17 protein-coding genes, 1 tRNA gene, 1 pseudogene and 1 riboswitch are annotated in these 19,611 nt (G+C 73.9%); of the genes and pseudogenes, 14 read left to right on the top strand and 5 right to left on the bottom strand.

The annotated features are described in order from the left end of the window. Positions 1–10: 10 nt before the first annotated feature. From AC0693_RS30185 to AC0693_RS30165, 5 genes and pseudogenes are all read left to right on the top strand, one after another. A complete protein-coding gene (locus AC0693_RS30185) occupies positions 11–1,099 on the top strand; it encodes a polyprenyl synthetase family protein (protein ID WP_468466624.1) in 1,089 nt (362 codons plus the stop codon). 121 nt (positions 1,100–1,220) lie between these two features. After that, positions 1,221–3,335: pseudogene (gene shc / locus AC0693_RS30180) on the top strand (squalene--hopene cyclase); the annotation flags it as partial. 110 nt (positions 3,336–3,445) lie between these two features. Continuing rightward, positions 3,446–4,123: a phosphorylase family protein gene (locus tag AC0693_RS30175; protein WP_478742731.1), complete on the top strand. Its 678-nt coding sequence runs from the start codon at positions 3,446–3,448 to the stop codon at positions 4,121–4,123. A gap of 5 nt (positions 4,124–4,128) precedes the next feature. Then, entirely contained in the window at positions 4,129–5,160 is a 1,032-nt protein-coding gene (hpnH, locus tag AC0693_RS30170; protein ID WP_478742733.1) for an adenosyl-hopene transferase HpnH, read from the top strand. Then, entirely contained in the window at positions 5,157–6,587 is a 1,431-nt protein-coding gene (locus AC0693_RS30165) for an aspartate aminotransferase family protein (RefSeq protein WP_478803417.1), read from the top strand. The genes hpnH and AC0693_RS30165 overlap by 4 nt, the downstream gene beginning before the upstream one ends. Before the next feature lie 49 nt (positions 6,588–6,636). On the opposite strand, the gene AC0693_RS30160 is transcribed toward AC0693_RS30165, so the two are convergent. Further along, positions 6,637–7,443 (bottom strand): tyrosine-protein phosphatase, encoded by an 807-nt coding sequence (locus AC0693_RS30160; RefSeq protein ID WP_478803416.1) that lies wholly within the window; start codon positions 7,441–7,443, stop codon positions 6,637–6,639. A gap of 320 nt (positions 7,444–7,763) precedes the next feature. Then, positions 7,764–7,943, top strand: a riboswitch (cyclic di-AMP (ydaO/yuaA leader). 2 nt (positions 7,944–7,945) lie between these two features. Between AC0693_RS30160 and AC0693_RS30155 the strand changes: the two genes are divergently transcribed. The 8 genes from AC0693_RS30155 to AC0693_RS30120 all read left to right on the top strand — a co-directional run bounded on the left by AC0693_RS30155 (position 7,946) and on the right by AC0693_RS30120 (position 15,565). Beyond that, positions 7,946–8,956 (top strand): M23 family metallopeptidase, encoded by a 1,011-nt coding sequence (locus AC0693_RS30155; protein WP_478803415.1) that lies wholly within the window; start codon positions 7,946–7,948, stop codon positions 8,954–8,956. Between the two features lie 167 nt (positions 8,957–9,123). Then, on the top strand, positions 9,124–9,933 hold the full coding sequence (locus AC0693_RS30150; RefSeq protein ID WP_356405305.1) for an SGNH/GDSL hydrolase family protein: 810 nt from the start codon (positions 9,124–9,126) through the stop codon (positions 9,931–9,933). A 122-nt stretch (positions 9,934–10,055) separates the two neighbouring features. After that, entirely contained in the window at positions 10,056–11,291 is a 1,236-nt protein-coding gene (locus tag AC0693_RS30145; RefSeq protein WP_478803414.1) for an MBL fold metallo-hydrolase, read from the top strand. 329 nt (positions 11,292–11,620) lie between these two features. Next, entirely contained in the window at positions 11,621–13,501 is a 1,881-nt protein-coding gene (locus AC0693_RS30140; protein ID WP_478803413.1) for a sensor histidine kinase, read from the top strand. 46 nt (positions 13,502–13,547) lie between these two features. Further along, the gene (locus tag AC0693_RS30135; protein ID WP_356405205.1) at positions 13,548–13,979 is read left to right on the top strand and encodes a roadblock/LC7 domain-containing protein; all 432 of its coding nucleotides are present in this window, start codon (positions 13,548–13,550) and stop codon (positions 13,977–13,979) included. Then, positions 13,976–14,419, top strand: coding sequence for a DUF742 domain-containing protein (locus AC0693_RS30130; RefSeq protein WP_478803412.1), 444 nt, complete (start codon positions 13,976–13,978; stop codon positions 14,417–14,419). Before AC0693_RS30135 ends, AC0693_RS30130 begins: the two co-directional genes overlap by 4 nt. Continuing rightward, the gene (locus AC0693_RS30125) at positions 14,397–15,017 is read left to right on the top strand and encodes a GTP-binding protein (RefSeq protein ID WP_478803411.1); all 621 of its coding nucleotides are present in this window, start codon (positions 14,397–14,399) and stop codon (positions 15,015–15,017) included. Before AC0693_RS30130 ends, AC0693_RS30125 begins: the two co-directional genes overlap by 23 nt. Beyond that, positions 15,014–15,565, top strand: coding sequence for a GAF domain-containing protein (locus tag AC0693_RS30120; protein ID WP_478803410.1), 552 nt, complete (start codon positions 15,014–15,016; stop codon positions 15,563–15,565). Before AC0693_RS30125 ends, AC0693_RS30120 begins: the two co-directional genes overlap by 4 nt. 55 nt (positions 15,566–15,620) lie before the next feature. Here AC0693_RS30120 and AC0693_RS30115 read toward each other — a convergent pair whose 3' ends face one another. Continuing rightward, positions 15,621–16,577 (bottom strand): transketolase family protein, encoded by a 957-nt coding sequence (locus AC0693_RS30115; RefSeq protein ID WP_478803409.1) that lies wholly within the window; start codon positions 16,575–16,577, stop codon positions 15,621–15,623. 7 nt (positions 16,578–16,584) lie between these two features. After that, positions 16,585–17,286 carry a transketolase gene (locus AC0693_RS30110; RefSeq protein WP_356405214.1) on the bottom strand — a complete coding sequence of 234 codons (702 nt, stop codon included), beginning with the start codon at positions 17,284–17,286 and terminating at the stop codon, positions 16,585–16,587. A 169-nt stretch (positions 17,287–17,455) separates the two neighbouring features. On the opposite strand from AC0693_RS30110, the gene AC0693_RS30105 reads away from it, so the two are divergent. Beyond that, positions 17,456–17,529: transfer RNA gene (locus AC0693_RS30105), tRNA-Pro, on the top strand. Positions 17,530–17,609: 80 nt separating this feature from the next. Here AC0693_RS30105 and AC0693_RS30100 read toward each other — a convergent pair. Together AC0693_RS30100 and AC0693_RS30095 are read right to left on the bottom strand one after the other, a co-directional pair. Further along, positions 17,610–17,945 carry a hypothetical protein gene (locus AC0693_RS30100; protein ID WP_478803408.1) on the bottom strand — a complete coding sequence of 112 codons (336 nt, stop codon included), beginning with the start codon at positions 17,943–17,945 and terminating at the stop codon, positions 17,610–17,612. Positions 17,946–18,215: 270 nt separating this feature from the next. After that, the gene (locus tag AC0693_RS30095) at positions 18,216–19,574 is read right to left on the bottom strand and encodes a jacalin-like lectin (RefSeq protein WP_478803407.1); all 1,359 of its coding nucleotides are present in this window, start codon (positions 19,572–19,574) and stop codon (positions 18,216–18,218) included. Positions 19,575–19,611 lie beyond the last annotated feature (37 nt).

Raw genomic sequence — 19,611 nt, 5'->3', positions numbered from 1 at the left:
AGGAGAGCCAGTGAACCCGGGGAACCCGGCTGACGGGAGGGCCGAGCAGGCCCAGGGCGCGGCGGAGAAGACGGACACCGTCGCGCTCCTGGAGCGCGGCCGCACCCTGTCGACCCCCGTCCTGCGCGCGGCGGTCGAGCGGCTCGCGCCGCCCATGGACACCGTCGCCGCCTACCACTTCGGCTGGATCGACGCCCAGGGCAACCCGGCGGACGGCGACGGCGGCAAGGCCGTGCGCCCCGCGCTCGCCCTGCTCTCCGCCGAGGCGGCGGGAGCCGCGGCCGAGGTCGGCGTCCCCGGCGCGGTCGCCGTCGAGCTGGTGCACAACTTCTCGCTGCTGCACGACGACCTGATGGACGGTGACGAGCAGCGCCGCCACCGCGACACGGTGTGGAAGGTGCACGGTCCCGCGCTGGCGATCCTGGTCGGCGACGCGCTGTTCGCGCTGGCCAACGAGGTCCTGCTGGAGCTGGGCACGGTCGAGGCCGGGCGCGCCGCGCTGCGGCTGACCACCGCCAGCCGCAAGCTGATCGACGGTCAGGCCCAGGACATCTCCTACGAGCACCGCGAGCGCGTCAGCGTCGAGGAGTGCCTGGAGATGGAGGGCAACAAGACCGGCGCGCTGCTCGCCTGCGCGGTCTCCATCGGCGCGGTGCTCGGCGGCGCCGACGACCGCACGGCCGACAAGCTGGAGGAGTACGGCTACCACCTCGGCCTCGCCTTCCAGGCCGTCGACGACCTGCTCGGCATCTGGGGCGACCCCGAGGCCACCGGCAAGCAGACCTGGAGCGATCTGCGCCAGCGCAAGAAGTCGCTGCCCGTGGTCGCCGCGCTCGCGGCCGGCGGACCGGCCTCCGAGGAACTCGCCGAACTCCTCGCCGCCGACGCCAAGAGCAACGACTTCGAGAACTTCTCCGAGGAGGAGTTCGCGGCCCGCGCCGCCCTCATCGACGCGGCGGGCGGCCGCCAGTGGACCGCCGACGAGGCGCGCCGCCAGCACGTGATCGCCGTCAAGGCGCTCGACGACGTGGACATGCCCCAGCGGGTGCGCGACCAGCTCGTCGCCCTCGCCGACTTCGTCGTCGTGCGCAAGAGGTGATCGCCACCCGTACGCGGATATGACGCGCAAGTCGCCGGCCGGTGCCGCTTCCCCGTGAAGCGCGCACCGGCCGACGGCGGACCCCAGCACAGCAGAGGACACTGCCACGTAAGGGGAAGCCATGACAGCGACGACCGACGGCGGTGCCGGGGACTGCGGCACCGACTCGGGCAGCGACACCGCCACACCGGTCCGCCCGGTGCGGACCGGACCACCCGGGCCACCGGGACCACTCGGACCACCCGCACCGTCCGGACCACCCGCACCGTCCGGACCACCCGCACCGTCCGGGCCGCCACCCGGAGCGCCGGCCCGCGGCCGCTCGGCGCCGGAGGTCACCGACCGGCGCGTCCGGGAGGCCACCGACCGGGCCACCCGCCACCTGCTGGACCGCCAGGACCCCGAGGGCTGGTGGAAGGGCGACCTGGAGACCAACGTCACCATGGACGCCGAGGACCTGCTGCTGCGGCAGTTCCTCGGCGTGCAGGACGAGGCCGTCACCCGCGCCGCCGGCCTGTTCATCCGCGGTGAGCAGAGCCCGGACGGCACGTGGGCCACCTTCCACGGCGGCCCGCCCGACCTCTCCGCGACCGTCGAGGCGTACGTCGCCCTGCGCCTGGCCGGCGACCGCCCGGACGAGCCGCACATGGCCCGCGCCTCGGCCTGGATCCGGGACCAGGGCGGCATCGCCGCCGCCCGGGTGTTCACCCGGATCTGGCTGGCCCTCTTCGGCTGGTGGAGCTGGGACCACCTGCCCGAACTCCCGCCCGAGCTGGTGTTCCTGCCCAAGTGGGTGCCGCTCAACATCTACGACTTCGGCTGCTGGGCCCGCCAGACCATCGTCCCGCTGACGATCGTCTCCGCCCAGCGGCCGGTCCGCCCCGCGCCCTTCGCCCTCGACGAACTCCACACGGACGCGCGCACCCCGTACCGCGCCCGGCCCTTGGCCCGCCTCGCCAGCTGGGACGGCGCCTTCCAGCGCATGGACCGCGCCCTGCACCTCTACCGCAGGCTCGCTCCGCGCCGGCTGCGCAAGGCGGCCATGGACGCGGCCGCCCGCTGGATCATCGAACGCCAGGAGAACGACGGCTGCTGGGGCGGCATCCAGCCGCCCGCCGTGTACTCCGTCATCGCGCTGCACCTGCTCGGCTACGACCTGGGCCATCCGGTGATGCGGGCGGGCCTGGAGTCCCTCGACCGGTTCGCGGTGTGGCGCGAGGACGGCGCGCGGATGATCGAGGCCTGCCAGTCCCCGGTCTGGGACACCTGCCTCGCCGCGATCGCCCTCGCCGACGCGGGCCTGGCGCCCGACCACCCCGCGCTCGTCAAGGCAGCCGACTGGATGCTCGGCGAGGAGATCGTGCGCAGCGGTGACTGGGCCGTCAAACGTCCCGGACTGGCCCCCGGCGGCTGGGCGTTCGAGTTCCACAACGACAACTACCCCGACATCGACGACACCGCCGAGGTGGTCCTCGCCCTGCGCCGGATCCGCCACCCCGACCCGGCGCGGCTCGAAGCGGCCGTGGCCCGTGGAGTGGCCTGGAACCTCGGGATGCAGTCCCGCAACGGTGCGTGGGGGGCCTTCGACGCCGACAACACGAGCACGCTGCCCAACCGGCTGCCGTTCTGCGACTTCGGCGAGGTCATCGACCCGCCGTCGGCCGACGTCACCGCCCACGTGGTGGAGATGCTGGCCGTCGAGGGCCGGGCCGCCGACCCCCGCACCCGGCGCGGCATCGCCTGGCTGCTCGCCGAACAGGAGTCGTACGGCGCCTGGTTCGGCCGCTGGGGCACCAACTACGTGTACGGAACCGGCTCGGTGGTCCCCGCGCTCACCGCCGCGGGGATGCCCGTCACCCATCCCGCGATCCGGCGCGCGGTGACCTGGCTGGAGAAGGTGCAGAACGAGGACGGCGGTTGGGGCGAGGACCAGCGCTCCTACCAGGACCCCGCCTGGGCCGGGCGGGGCACGTCCACCGCCTCGCAGACCGCGTGGGCGCTGATGGCCCTGCTGTCGGCCGGTGAGCGCGAGAGCCGGGCCGTGCGGCGCGGGATCGCCTACCTGGTGAACACCCAGCAGGCCGACGGTTCCTGGGACGAGCCCTACTTCACGGGCACCGGCTTTCCCTGGGACTTCTCCATCAACTACCACCTCTACCGGCAGGTGTTCCCGCTCACCGCGCTGGGCCGCTACCTGTACGGCGAGCCCTTCGCGGCCGACGCCACCGCGGCCGCGCGGACGGCCGGGCCCCCGGCCCTGCGCACCGCCGAGGCGCCGGCCCCCGCCCCCGCTCCGGCCCCCGCCCCCGCTCCGGCCCCCGCTCCCGCCCTGGACGGGGAGCCCCGGTGACCGCGCGGCCCCCGGGCGGGCCCGGGGAGCCGGGACCGGACGCGCCGCTCCTCATCGCCTGCGCCCTGCGCATCGAGGAGGCGGCCCTGCGCAGCCGCCGCGACCGCGGCGCTCCCGAGGGGTACGCGGTCCTGCGCACCGGCATGGGCCCGCGCGCCGCCGAGCGGGCCGTCGCCCGCTCGCTGGCCGCGCCCCGGATGCGCGGGGCGGCCGTACTCGCCACCGGCTTCTGCGCCGGCCTCGTCCCCGGCATGCACCCCGGCGACCTCGTGGTCGCCGAGGAGACCCGGGACCCGCGCGGCGCCGTCGGCTGCGCGGCCACCGGACGCCTGGCCGACGCACTGGCCCGGGCGGCACCCGGCCGGACCATCCACACCGGCCCCCTGATCGGCTCCGACCACGTCGTCCGCGGCCAGGAACGCGCACAGCTGCGCGCCACCGGCGCCATCGCGGTCGACATGGAATCGGCCGCCACCCTCTGGACCGCCGCCCACACGGGCGACCGCACCGGGCCGCGCCCGGTTGCGGCCGTCCGGGTGATCGTGGACGCTCCGGAGCATGAGCTCGTCCGTATCGGCACCGTGCGCGGTGGAATATCGGCTTTCCGCGTATTGCGTGCGGTACTGCCCGCATTTTATGAATGGCACCGTTCTTCGCTGCTCCCCAGGAGGTGAGCCAGATGGCCATGCCGCTGCGACAGTCCATCAGGGTCGGGACGTATCTCTTCGAACAGAAGCTCCGCAGGCGTGAGAAGTTCCCGCTGATCGTCGAGCTGGAACCGCTCTACGCCTGCAACCTGGCCTGCGAAGGGTGCGGGAAGATCCAGCACCCGGCCGGGGTGCTCAAGCAGCGCATGCCGGTGGCCCAGGCGGTCGGCGCCGTACTGGAGTCCGGCGCGCCCATGGTGTCCATCGCGGGCGGCGAGCCCTTGATGCACCCGCAGATCCACGAGATCGTGCGGCAGTTGGTGGCGAAGCGGAAGTACGTCTTCCTGTGCACCAACGCGGTGCTGCTCCGCAAGAAGATGGCGAAGTTCACCCCCTCGCCCTATTTCGCCTTCGCCGTCCACATCGACGGTCTGCGCGAACGCCACGACGAATCCGTCGCCAAGGAAGGCGTCTTCGACGAGGCGGTCGAGGCCATCAAGGAGGCGAAGAAGCGCGGGTTCCGGGTGACCACGAACTCCACCTTCTTCAACACCGACACCCCGCAGACCATCATCGAGGTGCTCAACTACCTCAATGACGACCTCCAGGTCGACGAGATGATGATCTCGCCTGCCTACGCCTACGAAAAGGCGCCCGACCAGGAGCACTTCCTGGGCGTGGAACAGACCCGGGAACTCTTCCGCAAGGCATTCTCGGGCGGAAACCGGCGCCGCTGGCGGCTGAACCACTCCCCGCTCTTCCTGGACTTCCTGGAAGGCAAGGCCGATTTCCCCTGCACGGCGTGGGCCATTCCCAACTACTCGCTGTTCGGCTGGCAGCGCCCCTGCTACCTGATGAGCGACGGGTACGTGCCCACGTACCGGGAACTGATCGAGGACACCGACTGGAGCAAGTACGGCCGCGGAAAGGACCCGCGCTGCGCGAATTGCATGGCGCACTGCGGCTACGAACCCACCGCCGTCCTCGCCACCATGGGCTCGCTCAAGGAAACCCTGCGGGCGGCCCGGGAGACGGTGGGGGGCAACTGGGAGAAGCGGGTATGACAGCCGTCGCGCAGGGCCCGGGCGCCGACGGCGGCCCGGGCCCGGGCAAGGAGTTCGACCTCGGCTCCCTGCTGGCCGAGCGGGGCGGCGAGCGCTACGAGCTGCACGCCCGCCACCTCAACCACCAGCTGCCCCGCATGCTGCACACCATCGGCTTCGACAAGGTCTACGAGCGGGCCGAGGGCGCCCACTTCTGGGACGCCGAGGGCAACGACTACCTCGACATGCTCGCGGGCTTCGGGGTGATGGGGCTCGGCCGCCACCACCCCGTCGTCCGGCGGGCCCTGCACGACGTGCTCGACGCGCAGCTCGCCGACCTCACCCGCTTCGACTGCCAGCCGCTGCCCGGGCTGCTGGCGGAGAAGCTGCTGTCCCACAGTCCCCACCTGGACCGGGTCTTCTTCGGCAACAGCGGCACCGAGGCCGTGGAGACCGCGCTGAAGTTCGCCCGCTTCGCCACGGGCCGCCCCAGGGTCCTCTACTGCGACCACGCCTTCCACGGGCTCACCACCGGCTCCCTGTCGGTGAACGGGGAGGCGGGCTTCCGGGACGGGTTCGCGCCCCTGCTGCCCGACACCCGGATCGCCCTCGGGGACCTGGGGGCCCTGGAGCGCGAGCTGAAGCGCGGCGACGTGGCCGCCTTCGTCGTGGAGCCGATCCAGGGCAAGGGGGTGCTGGCGGCCCCGCCCGGTTTCCTGCGCGCCGCGCAGGAGCTGCTGCACCGGCACAAGGCCCTGCTGATCGCGGACGAGGTGCAGACCGGCTTCGGCCGGACCGGGGAGTTCTACGCCTACCAGCACGAGGCCGGGGTGGAACCCGACCTGGTGTGCGTCGCCAAGGCCCTGTCGGGCGGCTACGTGCCCGTCGGCGCGACCCTGGGCAAGGACTGGATCTTCAAGAAGGTGTACTCGTCCATGGACCGGGTCCTCGTGCACTCGGCCAGCTTCGGCTCCAACGCCCAGGCCATGGCCGCCGGGCTCGCGGTGCTGTCCGTCATGGAGAACGAGTCGGTCGTGGCCAACGCCCGTGCCATGGGCGATCTGCTGCGCGGCCGGCTCGCGGCGATGGTGGACGAGTACGAACTGCTGCACGAGGTGCGCGGCCGGGGGCTGATGATCGGCATCGAGTTCGGCCGCCCGTCCTCGCTGGGCCTGCGCAGCCGGTGGACCATGCTCCAGGCCGCGCGCAAGGGGCTCTTCGCGCAGATGGTCGTCGTACCGCTGCTCCAGAAGCACCGGATCCTGACCCAGGTCTCCGGTGACCACCTGGAAGTGATCAAGCTGATTCCGCCGCTGATCGTGGACGAGGCGGACGTGGACCGCTTCGTGGGCGCCTTCCGGGAGGTCATGGACGACGCCCACGGCGGGGGCGGGCTGATGTGGGACTTCGGCAGGACGCTGGTCAAGCAGGCCGTCGCGAACCGCTGACCCGCCGGGTGGTCCGCCGGTCGGCCGCCCGGCGGACCGGCCGGCGCCGTCACTCCAGGAGGCGGTCGCGCAGCTCGTCGAGGGTCTCGGGCGCGAGGCCGAGGCCCTCGGCGAGGTAGCGGTCGGTGCTGCCCCAGATCTCCTCCAGGGTTTCGAAGGCCGCGTGCAGGTACTCGGCGCGCGCGTCGAAGAGCGGGGCGAGCAGCTCCATCACCTCGGGGGAGCGGGCCTCGGGGGTCCCGCCGCTGCGGCGCACCTTGTAGCGGCGGTGCGGAGCGTTCGACTCCAGGTAGTCGGCCACGATCGCCTCGCGCTCCACGTCGAGCGCGAGCAGGGTGACGGCGATCGAGAGCCCGGCCCGGTCCTTGCCGGCCGCGCAGTGCATCAGGACCGGCACCTCGTTCCGGGCGAGCGCCTGCACGACCCGGCGGTGCTCGGCGGTGCGGGTCGTCACGATCTCGCGGTAGGAGGCGGCCATCCGCCGGGCGGCCTTGCCGTCGCCGAGGGCCTCCCGCAGCTGGCCGAGATCGCCGTCGCGGACCATCCGCCAGAACTCCGTGCCGTCCGCCGGGTCGGAGAGCGGGAGGTTGACGTTGCGCACGCCCGGCAGCTCGACGTCCGGGCCCTCCAGGGCGTGGTCGGCGGCGTTGCGGAAGTCGAAGACGGTGTGGAGACCCAGCGACGCGAGGAATTCCGTGTCGGTTTCGGTGGCATGCGCCAGATGTCCGCTTCGGTAGACCTGTCCCGATCTGACCCTCCGTCCGTCGGTGGCCGGGAGGCCGCCCACGTCACGGAAGTTGCGCACTCCGGTCAGTTCCGGCTCCGTGGACGGGGCCTGGGGTATCTGCTGGGTCACGAAGACTCCTCCGTATCGTCGCGGCATGTCCGAATTGCGCTGGTTGAACGCAACTTGCCATAAGGGGCGGGGAGATCGGGCCCGTCCCCGTGAGCAGGATCATACGGTGACCGTGAGTGTGTGATCGCTAAAGCCGAATTGCCTTGTGCGCAAGGGTGTTGCCGCAGCGGATTCCACGGAGGGTGACCGGAATTCCGGCGGCCCCTCACCCGCGCCATTACCCAAGGGAATTCGCGGCTTGTTCCACGGGACCGGAGCCAATACCTTCACCTCCACCCGGATGGACCGCCTAATCCTGCCACCGTCCGGCACCGCACCCGACGATCCACGCGCCCGGCAGGAGCGGGGGAACCAGGTAAGCCGCCGTTTCCGAATCCGATCTTCTCGATGTTCTCGAATGGATCTCCTCCGGACGGCTCGGGGTGAAGCCGTAGATCTACGGCCGGACATCTCCAGTCCGAACCCGACAGCTCACCTCGCAGGCGACGGAGAGGAATTCACCATGCCCGCAAAGGGAAAGCACCGCCGTCCGAAGTCCGCCGCATTCACCCGCGGTCTCGTCGTCGCGGGCACCGGAAGCGCGGCGCTCGCGCTGCCGCTGCTGGGCGCCGCCGGCGCGCAGGCCGCCCCGCAGGCCACGGCTCCCGCCACCGCCGCGCTGCCGGCCCAGGCCCTCCCGGCCCAGGCTCCGGCGGCGCTCCGGGCCGCGGCCGCCGCGCCCGAGGCCTCCTCGGTGTACACCGTGGTGTCCGGCGACTGCCTCTCGGAGATCGCCGCGGAGCGGCACCTGAGCGGTGGTTGGCAGCGCCTCTACGCGGACAACCGCGAGGCCGTCGGCTCCGACCCCTCGCTGATCCACCCGGGGCTGAAGCTCGCGCTCGGCGGACCGGGCGGACAGGCTCCGGCGCCCGCCGCGCAGAGCGCCGAGGAACCCGCGCCGGTGGCGGACGACGCTGCGGACGCGGACGAGGACGCGGGCCAGGACGAGGGCGCCGCCGCCGCGGAGGCCCCGGCCGCCACGGCCGACGAGGGTGCGTCGCAGGAGGGAACGAGTGCTCGGGGCGGCACCTCCGCCGGCACGGGCTCGGGCAGCGGTACCGCCTCGGCCTCCGGCTTCGTCGCCCCGGTCTCCGCCTCCATCGCCACCCAGTACCGGGCGAGCGGCAGCATGTGGTCCAGCGGTTACCACACCGGCGTCGACTTCGCCGTGGGCACCGGCACCACCGTCCACGCGGTCGGCGCGGGCACCGTGGTCTCCGCCGGCTGGGGCGGCGCGTACGGCAACGAGGTCGTCATCCGGCACGCGGACGGCCGCTACTCGCAGTACGGCCACCTGTCCCAGCTCTCGGTCTCGGTCGGCCAGAGCGTGACCGCGGGCCAGAGCATCGGCCTCTCCGGTGCCACCGGCAACGTCACCGGCCCGCACCTGCACTTCGAGATCCGCACCGGGTCCGGCTACGGCACGGACATCGACCCGCTGGGCTACCTGCGCTCGAAGGGCGTGAACGTCTGACGCCACCGCCGCGTCGGTGTCCCCGCCTCCCTTGAAAGACCTGACGGACTCCTCACTTATTCCTTACCCGCCGGGTGGTAAAGATCACGGTCCGTCAAGGGGTGGCTACGGTCGCGTAGGTCACCGCCCGGGGTGGAGTATGGGCTCTCGTGGCAGCGACGACAGCGATGACGACGAAGACGACGGCACGGACGACGGAAATCAAGACGGCACTGCCGGGCATCGGCTCGTACGCGGCGATCGGGGACAGTTTCACCGAGGGTGTGGGCGACCCGGGGCCGGGGGGCCTGTGCGTGGGCTGGGCCGACCGGCTCGCCGTGCTCCTCGCGGACCAGCGCGAGGAGCACGACTTCCGGTACGCCAACCTCGCCGTGCGGGGGAAGCTCCTGGACCAGATCGTGGCCGACCAGGTACCGCGGGCCAAGGAACTGGCGCCCGACCTGGTCAGCTTCTGCGCCGGGGGCAATGACATCATCCGGCCGGGGAGCGACCCCGACGACGTGGCGGAGCGGTTCGAGGCGGCCCTCGCCGACCTCGTCGGGTCCGTCGGCATGGTGATGATCACCACCGGTTTCGACACCCGCGGGGTGCCGGTGCTCAGGCACATCCGGGGCAAGGTGGCGACGTACTCGGCGCACGTCCGGTCCATCGCCGACCGGTACGGATGCCCGGTGCTCGACCTCTGGTCGCTGAAGTCCGTACAGGACAGGCGGGCTTGGGACCACGACCGGCTGCACCTCTCGCCCGAGGGGCACACCCGGGTCGCGCTGCGCGCCGCGCAGGTGCTCGGCCTGGAGGTGCCCGCGGACCCGGACCAGCCGTGGCCCCCGCAGCAGCCGCGCGGCTCGGCCGAGGTGACCCGCGACAACATCCAGTGGGCACGGGAGCACCTCGTGCCGTGGATCGGCAGGCGACTGCGCGGGGAGTCCTCGGGGGACCGCATGGGGGCCAAGCGCCCGGACCTGCTGCCGCTGTAGGGGCGGGCCGAGGGGCGTCGCGGGCGAGGCGGGGAGGCGCGCGGAATCCTTCGGGGGCGGCGCGCGTTGGGATGGTGGTAGAACGTACGACCAGCCCTGCCCACTTCCCCTCTGGAGGCGCCTTGACCGGCTCCGGCCCCGGCTCCCGTTCCTTGCGTCCACGGCTGCGCGCCCTGCGGCCCGAAGCCTTCGGCGCGGATCCGTCCGGCGCGCGGCTGGAGCGGATCCTGCGCTCGCCGAACTTCGCCGACGGCGTCTTCCAGAACCCGGTCGGTGCCCGGACCAGGCCTTCCGGCTCCATGGTGGAGTTCGCCAAGATCTATTTCCACAAGGAGCAGCGGGTCCGGCGCAACCCGGGCGCGCCCGTCCCGGTGCACCCGACGACCCTGGCCGATCTGGCGAAGCCCCCGGTCAGCGGCCTGCGGCTGACCTGGATGGGGCACTCCAGCGTGCTCGCGGAGATCGACGGCCGCCGGGTGCTCTTCGATCCGGTGTGGGGAGAGCGGTGCTCTCCCTTCCCGTTCGCCGGACCCCGCCGACTGCACCCCGTACCGGTGCCGCTGGCCGCGCTGGGGCCGGTCGACGTCGTGGTGATCTCGCACGACCACTACGACCACCTCGACCTGCCGACGATCAAGGCCCTGGCCGCCACGGACACGGTCTTCGCGGTCCCGCTCGGCGTCGGCGCGCACCTGGAGCACTGGGGCGTCCCGGCCGACCGGCTGCGCGAACTGGACTGGAACGAGACCACCAAGGTCGCCGGACTCTCGCTGACCGCGACCCCGGCCCGGCACTTCTGCGGGCGCGGCCTGCGCAACCAGCAGTACACCCTCTGGGCGTCGTGGGTCGTCGCGGGCGACGAGCACCGGATCTTCCACAGCGGTGACACGGGCTACTTCCCCGGCTTCAAGGAGATCGGCGCCGCGCACGGCCCCTTCGACGCGACGATGATCCAGATCGGTGCGTACTCGGAGTACTGGCCGGACATCCACATGACCCCGGAGGAGGGCATGACCGCCCACCTCGACCTCCAGGGCGGCGCCCCGCACGGCACGATGCTGCCGATCCACTGGGGCACCTTCAACCTGGCCCCGCACCCGTGGGAGGAGCCGGGCGAAGGGACCCTGTCGGCCGCCGGACGGGTGGGCGCGGCCATCGCGCTGCCGGTGCCGGGCCGCCCCTTCGAGCCGGGAGCGGCGGACGCCCCGGCCGAGCCGTGGTGGCGCCCGTTCGTGGCGGCCCCCGTCCCCGGCGCCGCGACCGGGCCGGGCTCCGCCGCCCGGCCCGCCGCCCCCTCCCGCCCCGTGTCGGCGCCGGCGGCGGACCCGCGCGAGGAGCCGGAGGCCGTCGGCAGCTGACGCCGGTCCGGCCGGTGCGCCTGGTGTGCCCGGCCGGCGGGGTGCGGGCCCGTGCGGTGAGCGCGGGTCCATACGTTCAGCGTGGGCCCGTCCGTGGAGTGCGGGCCCGTACGAGGGGCTCACGGCGGTGGTGGGGGCGCGGGGACGGCGCCCGCGAGGGGATTCGGGCGGCCGTGCGAGCGCTCCTTCCGGAGCGGGACGCACCCCGGTGAAGTTCCCGGACTGGCCGCCTGTGGGGTGAGGACGCGGTCTAGCGTGGGTATTCGGTGATCAACACCGGGTCCCGGTACCCCGGGGGCCCGGGCCCCCGTACCGTACCGAGGACGCCGATGTCCGGACTCCGCGCCGCCCGCCCCCGCCACTCCCCGTCGCGACACGCCGTCACCGGTCCGGGCCGGCAGATACGGCCCCAGCTGATCCGCGCGGCCGTCCTGCCCACCCTCGCCGCCGGGCTCAGCGGCGCCGCCGCGGTCATCTTCACCCTCCAGCTCGGCGGCGGCGCGGGCGCGCGGGACCCGCGGCTGTGGCCGGCGCTCGGCGGCTGCGTTCTGCTCGTCGTCGGCGCGCTCGCCGCCGCGCTGCTCGGGGCCCAGCGCGCGGGCAAGGCCGTACGGGACCGCTGCGAGGCGCTGCGCCGCTCCAGCGCGCGCGGCCGCCGGGAGCTCGGCGTGGTGGCCGACCGGCTGGAACGCGGCGAGACCCCGCCCCGTCCGCCGCGCGCCGCCGGCGCTGCGGCGGCCGTCCCCGCCGACGGCCCCGGCCAGGAGCGCCTGGACGAATTCTGGCTGCTGTCCCAGGAGTTGCGCGGAGCCCGGGAACAGGCGCACGCGACGCTCGTACGGCTGGCCGGGCCCGCCGCCCCCTGCGACAGCGACCGGAAGGTCGAGGTGTTCGTGAACGTCGCGCGCCGCCTCCAGTCGCTGGTCCACCGGGAGATCTCGCTGCTCGACGACCTGGAGGACACGGTCGAGGACCCCGACCTGCTCAGGGACCTCTTCCAGGTCGACCACCTCGCGACCAGGATCCGGCGCCACGCGGAGAACCTCGCGGTACTCGGCGGCGCCGCCTCGCGGCGGCAGTGGACCCGCCCCGTCGACCTCAGCGAGGTACTGCGCTCCGCGGTGGCGGAGGTCGAGCAGTACGCCCGGGTGAAGGTGGTGCCTCCGGCGGGCGGGACGGTGCGCGGGCACGCCGTGGCCGACGTGGTGCACCTGCTGGCCGAACTGGTCGAGAACGCCACGGTGTTCTCCGCCCCGGACACCGACGTCGTGCTGCGCGCCGAGCGGGTCACGGCGGGCATCGCGGTCGAGGTCGAGGACCGCGGCCCCGGCCTGCCGCCCGAGGAGCAGCACCGCATGAACGCGCTGTTCGGCGACCGCGACCGGGCCGACGCCCGGCGGCTGCTGGCCGACGGGCGGATCGGGCTGTTCGTGGTCTCGGCGCTGGCCCGCAGGCACGGCATCGCCGTCGAACTGAAGTCGAACATCTACGGCGGCGTGCTGGCCGTCCTGGTGCTGCCACCGGAGCTGCTGGGCGCCGGGGCGCCGGGCGCGGCCGACGCGGTGGGGGGCACGCGGACCACCTCGTGGGGGACCGGCGCGGCGCTCCCCGTACCGCCGCTGGAGCCCGTACGGAGGGTGGTGGCGCACCCGCCGTGGAGTCCGGGACCGGCTCCGGCCCCGGTACCGGATCCGACCGCCCCGACGCGGGCCCCCGGGCCGGCGGTCACCGCGACGATGTGGACGGCCGTCCCGGAACCGGGGCCGCAGGCGGGTCCGGTGGGCGCTGCGCCCGAGGCGGTGAGCGAGGTGCGGGCGCCGGTCGTGGAGGTGCCGGAGCCCGCGCCCGGGCCGGTGTCCCCGACCGGGGACGTGCCGGAGCCGCAGCCCCGGCCGGTGGTGATCGCCGCGACCGCGCCCCCGGTCACGGCGGCGCCCCCGGCCGCGGCGCAGCCCCCGGCCGCGGACGGCCGTACCGGTACCGCCGCCGTGGTGCCCGCAGCGCGGAGCGGCGGCGGCGGGGCGGCCGACCGGCCGTCGCTGCCGCGGCGCCGGGCCCAGGAACACCTGGCGCCCCAGCTGCGCGACGCGCCTGCGCCGCGCCGCGCGGACGACCACGGTCCCGGGGGCGAGGCCCCCGTGCACGACCCGGGTCTGATGGCCGCCTTCCAGCGGGGCTTCGGCCTCGCCCAGTCCGAGAGCCCGTCATGACGACGCCGCGCACCCCATCCGCGTACCGCAGCGAGGAGACCTTCCGATGACAGCCGAAGCGGCGACCAGGATCACCCCCCACGCGGATCTGGACTGGCTGCTGAGCGGCCTGGTGCGCCGCGTGCCCTACACCCGCAGTGCCGTGCTGCTCACCGCGGACGGCCTCGTCACCTGCGTACACGGCCTCGACGCCGACGCGGCCGACCACTTGGCGGCCCTCGCGTCCGGGCTCCACTCGCTCGGCCGCAGCGCCGGGTCGCGGTTCGCGGACGGCGCGGAGGTCCGGCAGGTGGTCGTGGAGCTGGACTCGGCGCTGCTGTTCGTCTCGGCGGCCGGCGCGGGCACCTGTCTGGCCGTCCTCGCCGACCGGGAGGCGGACGCCGGAGTGCTCGGCTACGAGATGGCGATGCTCGTCAAGAGCGTACGGCCGTACCTGGCCGCGCCGCCGCGCCGCCCGGCCACCGCCCCGGAGCGATGAGGCGGCATGCCACGGGGGCACGCGCGAGCGGTCAGCACCCGGCCGGAACCGGCCGGGACGCGCCCTGGCTGGACGCCACGGCGGGCCGGGTGATGCGCCCGTACACCGCGAGCGGCGGCCGGACCCGTGCGGCGATGGCACTGGACCTGCTGTCCCTCGTGAGCGCGACCGGCACCCGGCCGTGCGCGCCGCTCGGCCCCGACCACGGCCTTGCGCTGCGGCTCTGCGCCGGTGCGGGAGCCGTCACGGTCGCCGAGGTGGCCGGCCGGCTGCGGCTGCCCGCCGTGGTCGCGAAGGTGCTGCTGTCCGACCTGATGGAGTGCGGGGCCGTCACGGCCCGCTCGCCGCGCTTCCCGGGCACCCCCGGGGACCCCGAGAGCGCGGCCGATGACGTGTCCCTGCTGCGGGCGGTGCTCGATGGCCTGCGCCGCAGGCTCTGAGGCGGGGGCCGGGGGCGGCCCGCCCGGCGGCCCCCCGGCGGCACTGAAGATCGTGGTCGCGGGCGGCTTCGGAGCGGGCAAGACCACCTTCGTGGGCGCGGTCAGCGAGATCGAGCCGCTGAGTACGGAGGAGCTGCTGAGCGGTGCGGGCGAGAGCACCGACCCGCTCGACGGCGTCGAGGCGAAGACGACCACGACGGTCGCGCTGGACTTCGGCCGGATCACCCTGGACGCCGAGCGGGTCCTGTACCTCTTCGGCACGCCCGGTCAGCAGCGCTTCTGGTTCCTCTGGGAGGAGCTGTGCGCGGGCGCGCTCGGAGCCGTGGTGCTCGCCGACACCCGGCGGCTCGCCGACTGCTTCGACGCCGTCGACTTCTTCGAGCGGCGCGGGATCGGCTTCGTCGTCGCCGTCAACGAGTTCGACGGCGGCCACCGCTACACCACCGACGAGGTCCGCGAGGCGGTGGACCTCGCGCCGGACGTGCCCGTCGTACGGTGCGACGCGCGGCTCACCCGATCCGGCACGGCGACGCTGGCCGTCCTCGTCCACCACCTGCTGTCCACGGCCACGTCTTCTGAGTCGGGGGAACCGCCATGACCTCTTACGAATCCACCGGGCACCTGCTGCTCACCCCGGAGGACCGCGAGGCGCCCGCGCGCGTGACGCGGTTGCGCGAACTGGGCCTGGGGGAGCGGGTGGACGCCGAACTCGACGCTTTCGCCCGGCGGATCGCGGTCACGCTGGGCGCGCCGTACGCGGGGGTCAACTTCGTCGGCGAGGAACGGCAGTTCTTCGCCGGGTTGCACCGCGGCGGCGAGGCACCCGCGAGCGGCTATCCGGCGCGGGTGCTCGCCCGCGACCGGGGGTACTGCCCGCACGTGGTGGTCCGGCGCCGGGCCCTGGTCCTGGAGGACGTACGGGACTTCGCGCGGTTCGCCGGGAACGCGGTGGTCGACGAGAGCGGGGTCCGCGCGTACGTCGGCGCGCCGCTGACCGACCGGCGCGGGGTGGTGCTCGGCACGGTGTGCGCGGTGGACGTCGTACCGCACCGGTGGGGCACGGAGGGCCTGGCCGCGGTCAAGGCACTGGCGGCGGAGCTGGTGTCCGTCTTCCACGCGCGGGAGGACGGGACGCGGGCGGGCTGACGGACCCGCGCCCCGGGGGGCCGGAAGGTGACGGATGGGTGAGGGGAGGTAGGGGCTATGCGGCCGGCTCCTCGGTGGTCCGCTGCGCTACTCGGTCGGCCGGCCGGAGGAAGGCGGTGATGCGCTCGCGCAGAGCGCGCGGGTCCAGGCCGTGGGCGGCGGTGTGTTCGTCGACCGTGCCGAACCTCCGCAGCTCCGCCCTGCCCACACCCAGCCCCAGGATCCGGTGCGGTACCTCGATCAGCGCCCCCGCGGCCGCGCCCGACGAGGTCCCGGCGAGGTAGGGCTCGACCAGGACCACGTCGGCCGGTCCGGAGCCGACGGCCGCGCACAGGGCCGCGGCGTCGAAGGGCCGCACGGTGGTCGCGTACAGCACGCCCACGTCCAGTCCCTCGGTGGCCGCCAGGACGTTGTCCAGCAGCGGGCCCACGGCGATCACCACGCCGGCGCGCCCCTCGCGCACGGTCAGGAAGCGGGCGCCGTCGACCGGCCGCGGGGAGGCGTTGGACTGTTCCGAGAGCCGGACGTACACCGTGTCGTCCCCGGCGTCGTAGGCGTGGCGCAGCAGCGCCTCGGCCTCGTCGGGGTGTCCGGGGACGTGGACGGTCCAGCCGTCCAGGGTGTCGAGCAGCGCCACGTCGCCCGGCGCCATGTGGGTGAACCCGCCCGCGGGCCAGTCGTACGAGGCGCTCGCGCTGACCAGCACCGCGCCCGTGCCCTGGTGCCCGAGGTCCAGCTTGACCTGCTCGAACGGCCGCTCGACGAGGAAGCTCGCGAAGGTGTGCAGCACCGGCCGCAGCCCGGTCAGCGCCAGCCCGCCGCCGACGCCCACGAGCAGCTGCTCCCGGATCCCGACGTTGATCACCCGGTCCGGGTGCCGCTCCCGGGCGGGGGCGAACCCGCTCATGGTGATCTCGGCGAGGGCCAGCGCGAGGCGCGGGTCCTCGTCGAGCCGCCGGGTGGTGAAGGAGACGAAGCGCTCCCGCATGGAGGCGTTGGCCACGATGTCCATGGATCTTTCAGCCCTTCGTCTCGACGCGGGCGACCACGGCGTGCGGCCGCCCGGGGTGGGGTGCGGTGAAGGCGGCGTACAGCGCCTCGTGGTCGCGACCGTCGACGGTGACGGCCGACCACCCGGCCGCCTCGAACCGGGACGCGATGCCGCCCGGCCAGCCGTGGGTGGCGGAGTCGTTGTCGATCACCACGGTGTGCAGCCGCTCCAGGGCGGCCGGCCCGGCGTAGGCGAGGGCCTCGTGGTTGCTGCCCTCGTCCAGCTCGGCGTCGCCGATCAGCACCCAGACCGCCGGCTCGTGCAGCCCCTGGGCCCGCAGCCCGAGCGCGCTACCGACGGCGAGGGGCAGCCCGTGCCCGAGGGAGCCGCTGCTGATCTCCACGCCCGGCAGGAGGGTGCGGTCCGGGTGGTGGCCGAGGGGGGACGCGTACCCGCCGAAACCGGGGAGCAGGCCGACGGGGAAGAACCCCTTGGCGGCGAGCACGGCGTAGTACGCCATCGGCCCGTGCCCCTTGGACAGCAGGAACCGGTCCCGCCCCGGGTCCGCGGCGCGCGCCGGGTCGACGCGGAGCACCCGGTCGTAGAGCACCCACAGCACGTCCAGCGTCGACGTGGCGGCGGGCCCGTGCTTCTCGTCCCCGGTCATGAGCCCCATGAGCCGGTCCAGATCCTGGAAGCGGAACGCCGTGTCCGCAGTCGTTTGTGTCATACACCGATCGTGCGACCTCAACCGCGCTTGAGGTCAACCCGCCGTGCCGCACCCCCGGCACGATCCGGCCACGCCGGGCCCCCAAAAGGTGCGCGCGACCACCACCCGAAGTGCGGTATCGTTCTCGTGCACGAGCGATCGCGGCGAAACGCCGCAGGTCAGCGCGTAGCGGGACGTGGCGCAGCTTGGTAGCGCACTTGACTGGGGGTCAAGGGGTCGCAGGTTCAAATCCTGTCGTCCCGACTGTGCGGAAACGCAGGTCGGAGGCCGTTCTCTCATCCATGGGAGGGCGGCCTTTTCCATGTCCGGGGTCCGGGTGGTCGTCAGTGGGTGTGGCCGTGGGCGCCCGGGGCCGGTGGTCTCCAGCCGATGCCGTGGCGGCGGGCCGCCGCGAGGGCCGTGGGTATGCCGTGCCCATAGGGTTCGCCGTGGCCGGGGAGCAGTGTCGTGGCGGTGATTCCGGTCAGGGCGGTCAGGCTGGCCAGTGCCTGGGCGGGGTCGTCGTTGAGGGTGCCGCGCATGATTCCCACCCCGCGCCGGCCGGTGACGTCGAGGCGCTGGCCATCGGTGTAGGGCTCGGCGTGTCCCGGGGTGAGCACGATGTCGGAGCCCGCCGGTTCGACGAACTCCGCGACTGGTTGCGGATGAGCGAGAAGCACGCTTGTCCGACGGCTGGCGGGGCTGACTGCCGCGGGCGTCCTCACGCGCATGCAGTACAGCCTCAAGCCCACCCGCTTCGAGGGCGGCCAGATCGGCGGCCCGGGGCGGGCTCCAGCCGGTGAACGTTTCGGCCGCTACGGTGCGCAGGCTGCTCTGGTCGGCAAGGGCCGCGCCGCCGTCGACGGTGACCGCCGTGACCGTGCATCCGCCCCCCCCCGCTGCGGACGCCTGCCACCTGGCACACCTCGCAGTGCCTCCCCTCGGGCGGGTCAGCGGTGGGTCTCGATCACGCCGGCCTTGTCGATCCCGTCGCCGGAGCGGCCGTGGAAGCCGGTGATCTGCCAGCCGGCGGGCGCGGTGTGGGTGACGCAGTCGGGGGTCGGGGTGCCGCCGGCCAGGGTGCGGCCGAGGTTCGTGGTGAACGCGGCGTGGAAGATCCGGGTGTGCCCGTCCCGCTGGGCACGGCACAGGTGCGCGGTGGTCAGGTACTCGCCCGTGCCCAGCGTGAGCGTGGACGCGGCGCCGCCGGTGCCGCCGTGGGTGAGGGCCGTGCCGTCGTCCAGGGTGATGCCCATGCTGTCGATCCGGGCGCCGGAGCGCAGGGTGAGGGTGGTGGCGCGGGCGCCCGCCGGGACGCGGTCGATGTCGGTGAAGGGGGCGCCGTGCGGGCCGCCGAACGGGTCGCTCAGCCGGTAGGCCGGGTTGCGGGACCAGGAGAAGCCCACCGCGACGGGATCGTGGTCGGAGAGCATGAGCCCGCCGGCGTTCAGGAACGCGGCGTGCTCGTTGTGGTAGGCGGTGGCGTGCAGGGAGAGGAGCCTGCTGCCGCGGTAGAGGACCTTGTCCACGAGCTCGCAGGTGTCGGGGACGGTCGGCTGGGACTGGTCGCACAGCAGGGGGTCGCTGCCCTGGGCGGGTGGCATGCCGCCGCGGACCAGCTCGGTCCACGCGTCGGTGAGGCCGCCCGCGGCGGCGAACGCGGCGATCGTGTCGCCGCTTCGGGTGTAGCGGGTGTTGGTGTCGCCCATGACGACGACCGCGTTGCCCGCCGAGTGGGCCGCGATGTAGGCGGTGAGCTGCTTCAGGTTGTCGGCGCGCGAGGTCAGGTCGCCCGGGTTGGTGCCCGCGTTGGTGTGGAGGCCGTAGAAGTCGACGTACACGCCCTCGGCGAGGCGCCGGCGGTCAAAGGTGAAGCCCTTGGGGGTCAGGCAGTCGCCGGAGTCGTACTGGCAGGAGTTCCAGCGGACCCGCTCGAAGTCGTCCTCGTCGGACGGCAGCGTCGACAGGGTGTTGAGCCCGCTGCCGATGCCCGCCCCGCCGCTGGTCGGGGTGCGGTGGGGGTGGGCGGTGTCGGCGGCGTACAGCAGGGCGTGGTAGTTGAAGTCCTCCTGCACGTGCACGACGTCGTACGGGGCGATGCGCCGGCCGATCTCCGTCGTGCTCGGTTCGCGCGGGGTGGGGGCGCTGGAGATGCTCTCGGGGAGCCCGGCCACGTTGTAGGTCAGCACGCGGAAGCTGCCCGAGTCGGCGGTGGCCGCGGTCGGCGCGGCCGCCGCGGGTGGCGCCGTCGCGGTGAGCCCGGCCAGAGCGGCTGCCGCCGCCGCCAGGCAGGCGAGGAGTCTGCGCATGGGTGTCTCCTGGTCGCTGGGGTGGTGCCGGGTGCTG

The organism is Streptomyces sp. NPDC043876, assembly GCF_056435825.1.
Note: the sequence above shows the minus strand (reverse complement) of the source record. Positions and strands in the feature narration are given on the sequence as shown.

What these genes read in the sequence shown, in the direction of transcription:
- AC0693_RS30140 (WP_478803413.1), top strand. Translation starts at nt 11,621, where the DNA reads ATGTCCGGACTCCGCGCCGCCCGCCCCCGCCACTCCCCGTCGCGACAC.
- AC0693_RS30110 (WP_356405214.1), bottom strand. Translation starts at nt 17,286, where the DNA reads ATGACACAAACGACTGCGGACACGGCGTTCCGCTTCCAGGATCTGGAC.
- AC0693_RS30135 (WP_356405205.1), top strand. Translation starts at nt 13,548, where the DNA reads ATGACAGCCGAAGCGGCGACCAGGATCACCCCCCACGCGGATCTGGAC.
- AC0693_RS30125 (WP_478803411.1), top strand. Translation starts at nt 14,397, where the DNA reads ATGGCCTGCGCCGCAGGCTCTGAGGCGGGGGCCGGGGGCGGCCCGCCC.
- AC0693_RS30155 (WP_478803415.1), top strand. Translation starts at nt 7,946, where the DNA reads ATGCCCGCAAAGGGAAAGCACCGCCGTCCGAAGTCCGCCGCATTCACC.
- AC0693_RS30130 (WP_478803412.1), top strand. Translation starts at nt 13,976, where the DNA reads ATGAGGCGGCATGCCACGGGGGCACGCGCGAGCGGTCAGCACCCGGCC.
- AC0693_RS30115 (WP_478803409.1), bottom strand. Translation starts at nt 16,577, where the DNA reads ATGGACATCGTGGCCAACGCCTCCATGCGGGAGCGCTTCGTCTCCTTC.
- AC0693_RS30165 (WP_478803417.1), top strand. Translation starts at nt 5,157, where the DNA reads ATGACAGCCGTCGCGCAGGGCCCGGGCGCCGACGGCGGCCCGGGCCCG.
- AC0693_RS30120 (WP_478803410.1), top strand. Translation starts at nt 15,014, where the DNA reads ATGACCTCTTACGAATCCACCGGGCACCTGCTGCTCACCCCGGAGGAC.
- AC0693_RS30150 (WP_356405305.1), top strand. Translation starts at nt 9,124, where the DNA reads ATGACGACGAAGACGACGGCACGGACGACGGAAATCAAGACGGCACTG.
- hpnH (WP_478742733.1), top strand. Translation starts at nt 4,129, where the DNA reads ATGGCCATGCCGCTGCGACAGTCCATCAGGGTCGGGACGTATCTCTTC.
- AC0693_RS30095 (WP_478803407.1), bottom strand. Translation starts at nt 19,574, where the DNA reads ATGCGCAGACTCCTCGCCTGCCTGGCGGCGGCGGCAGCCGCTCTGGCC.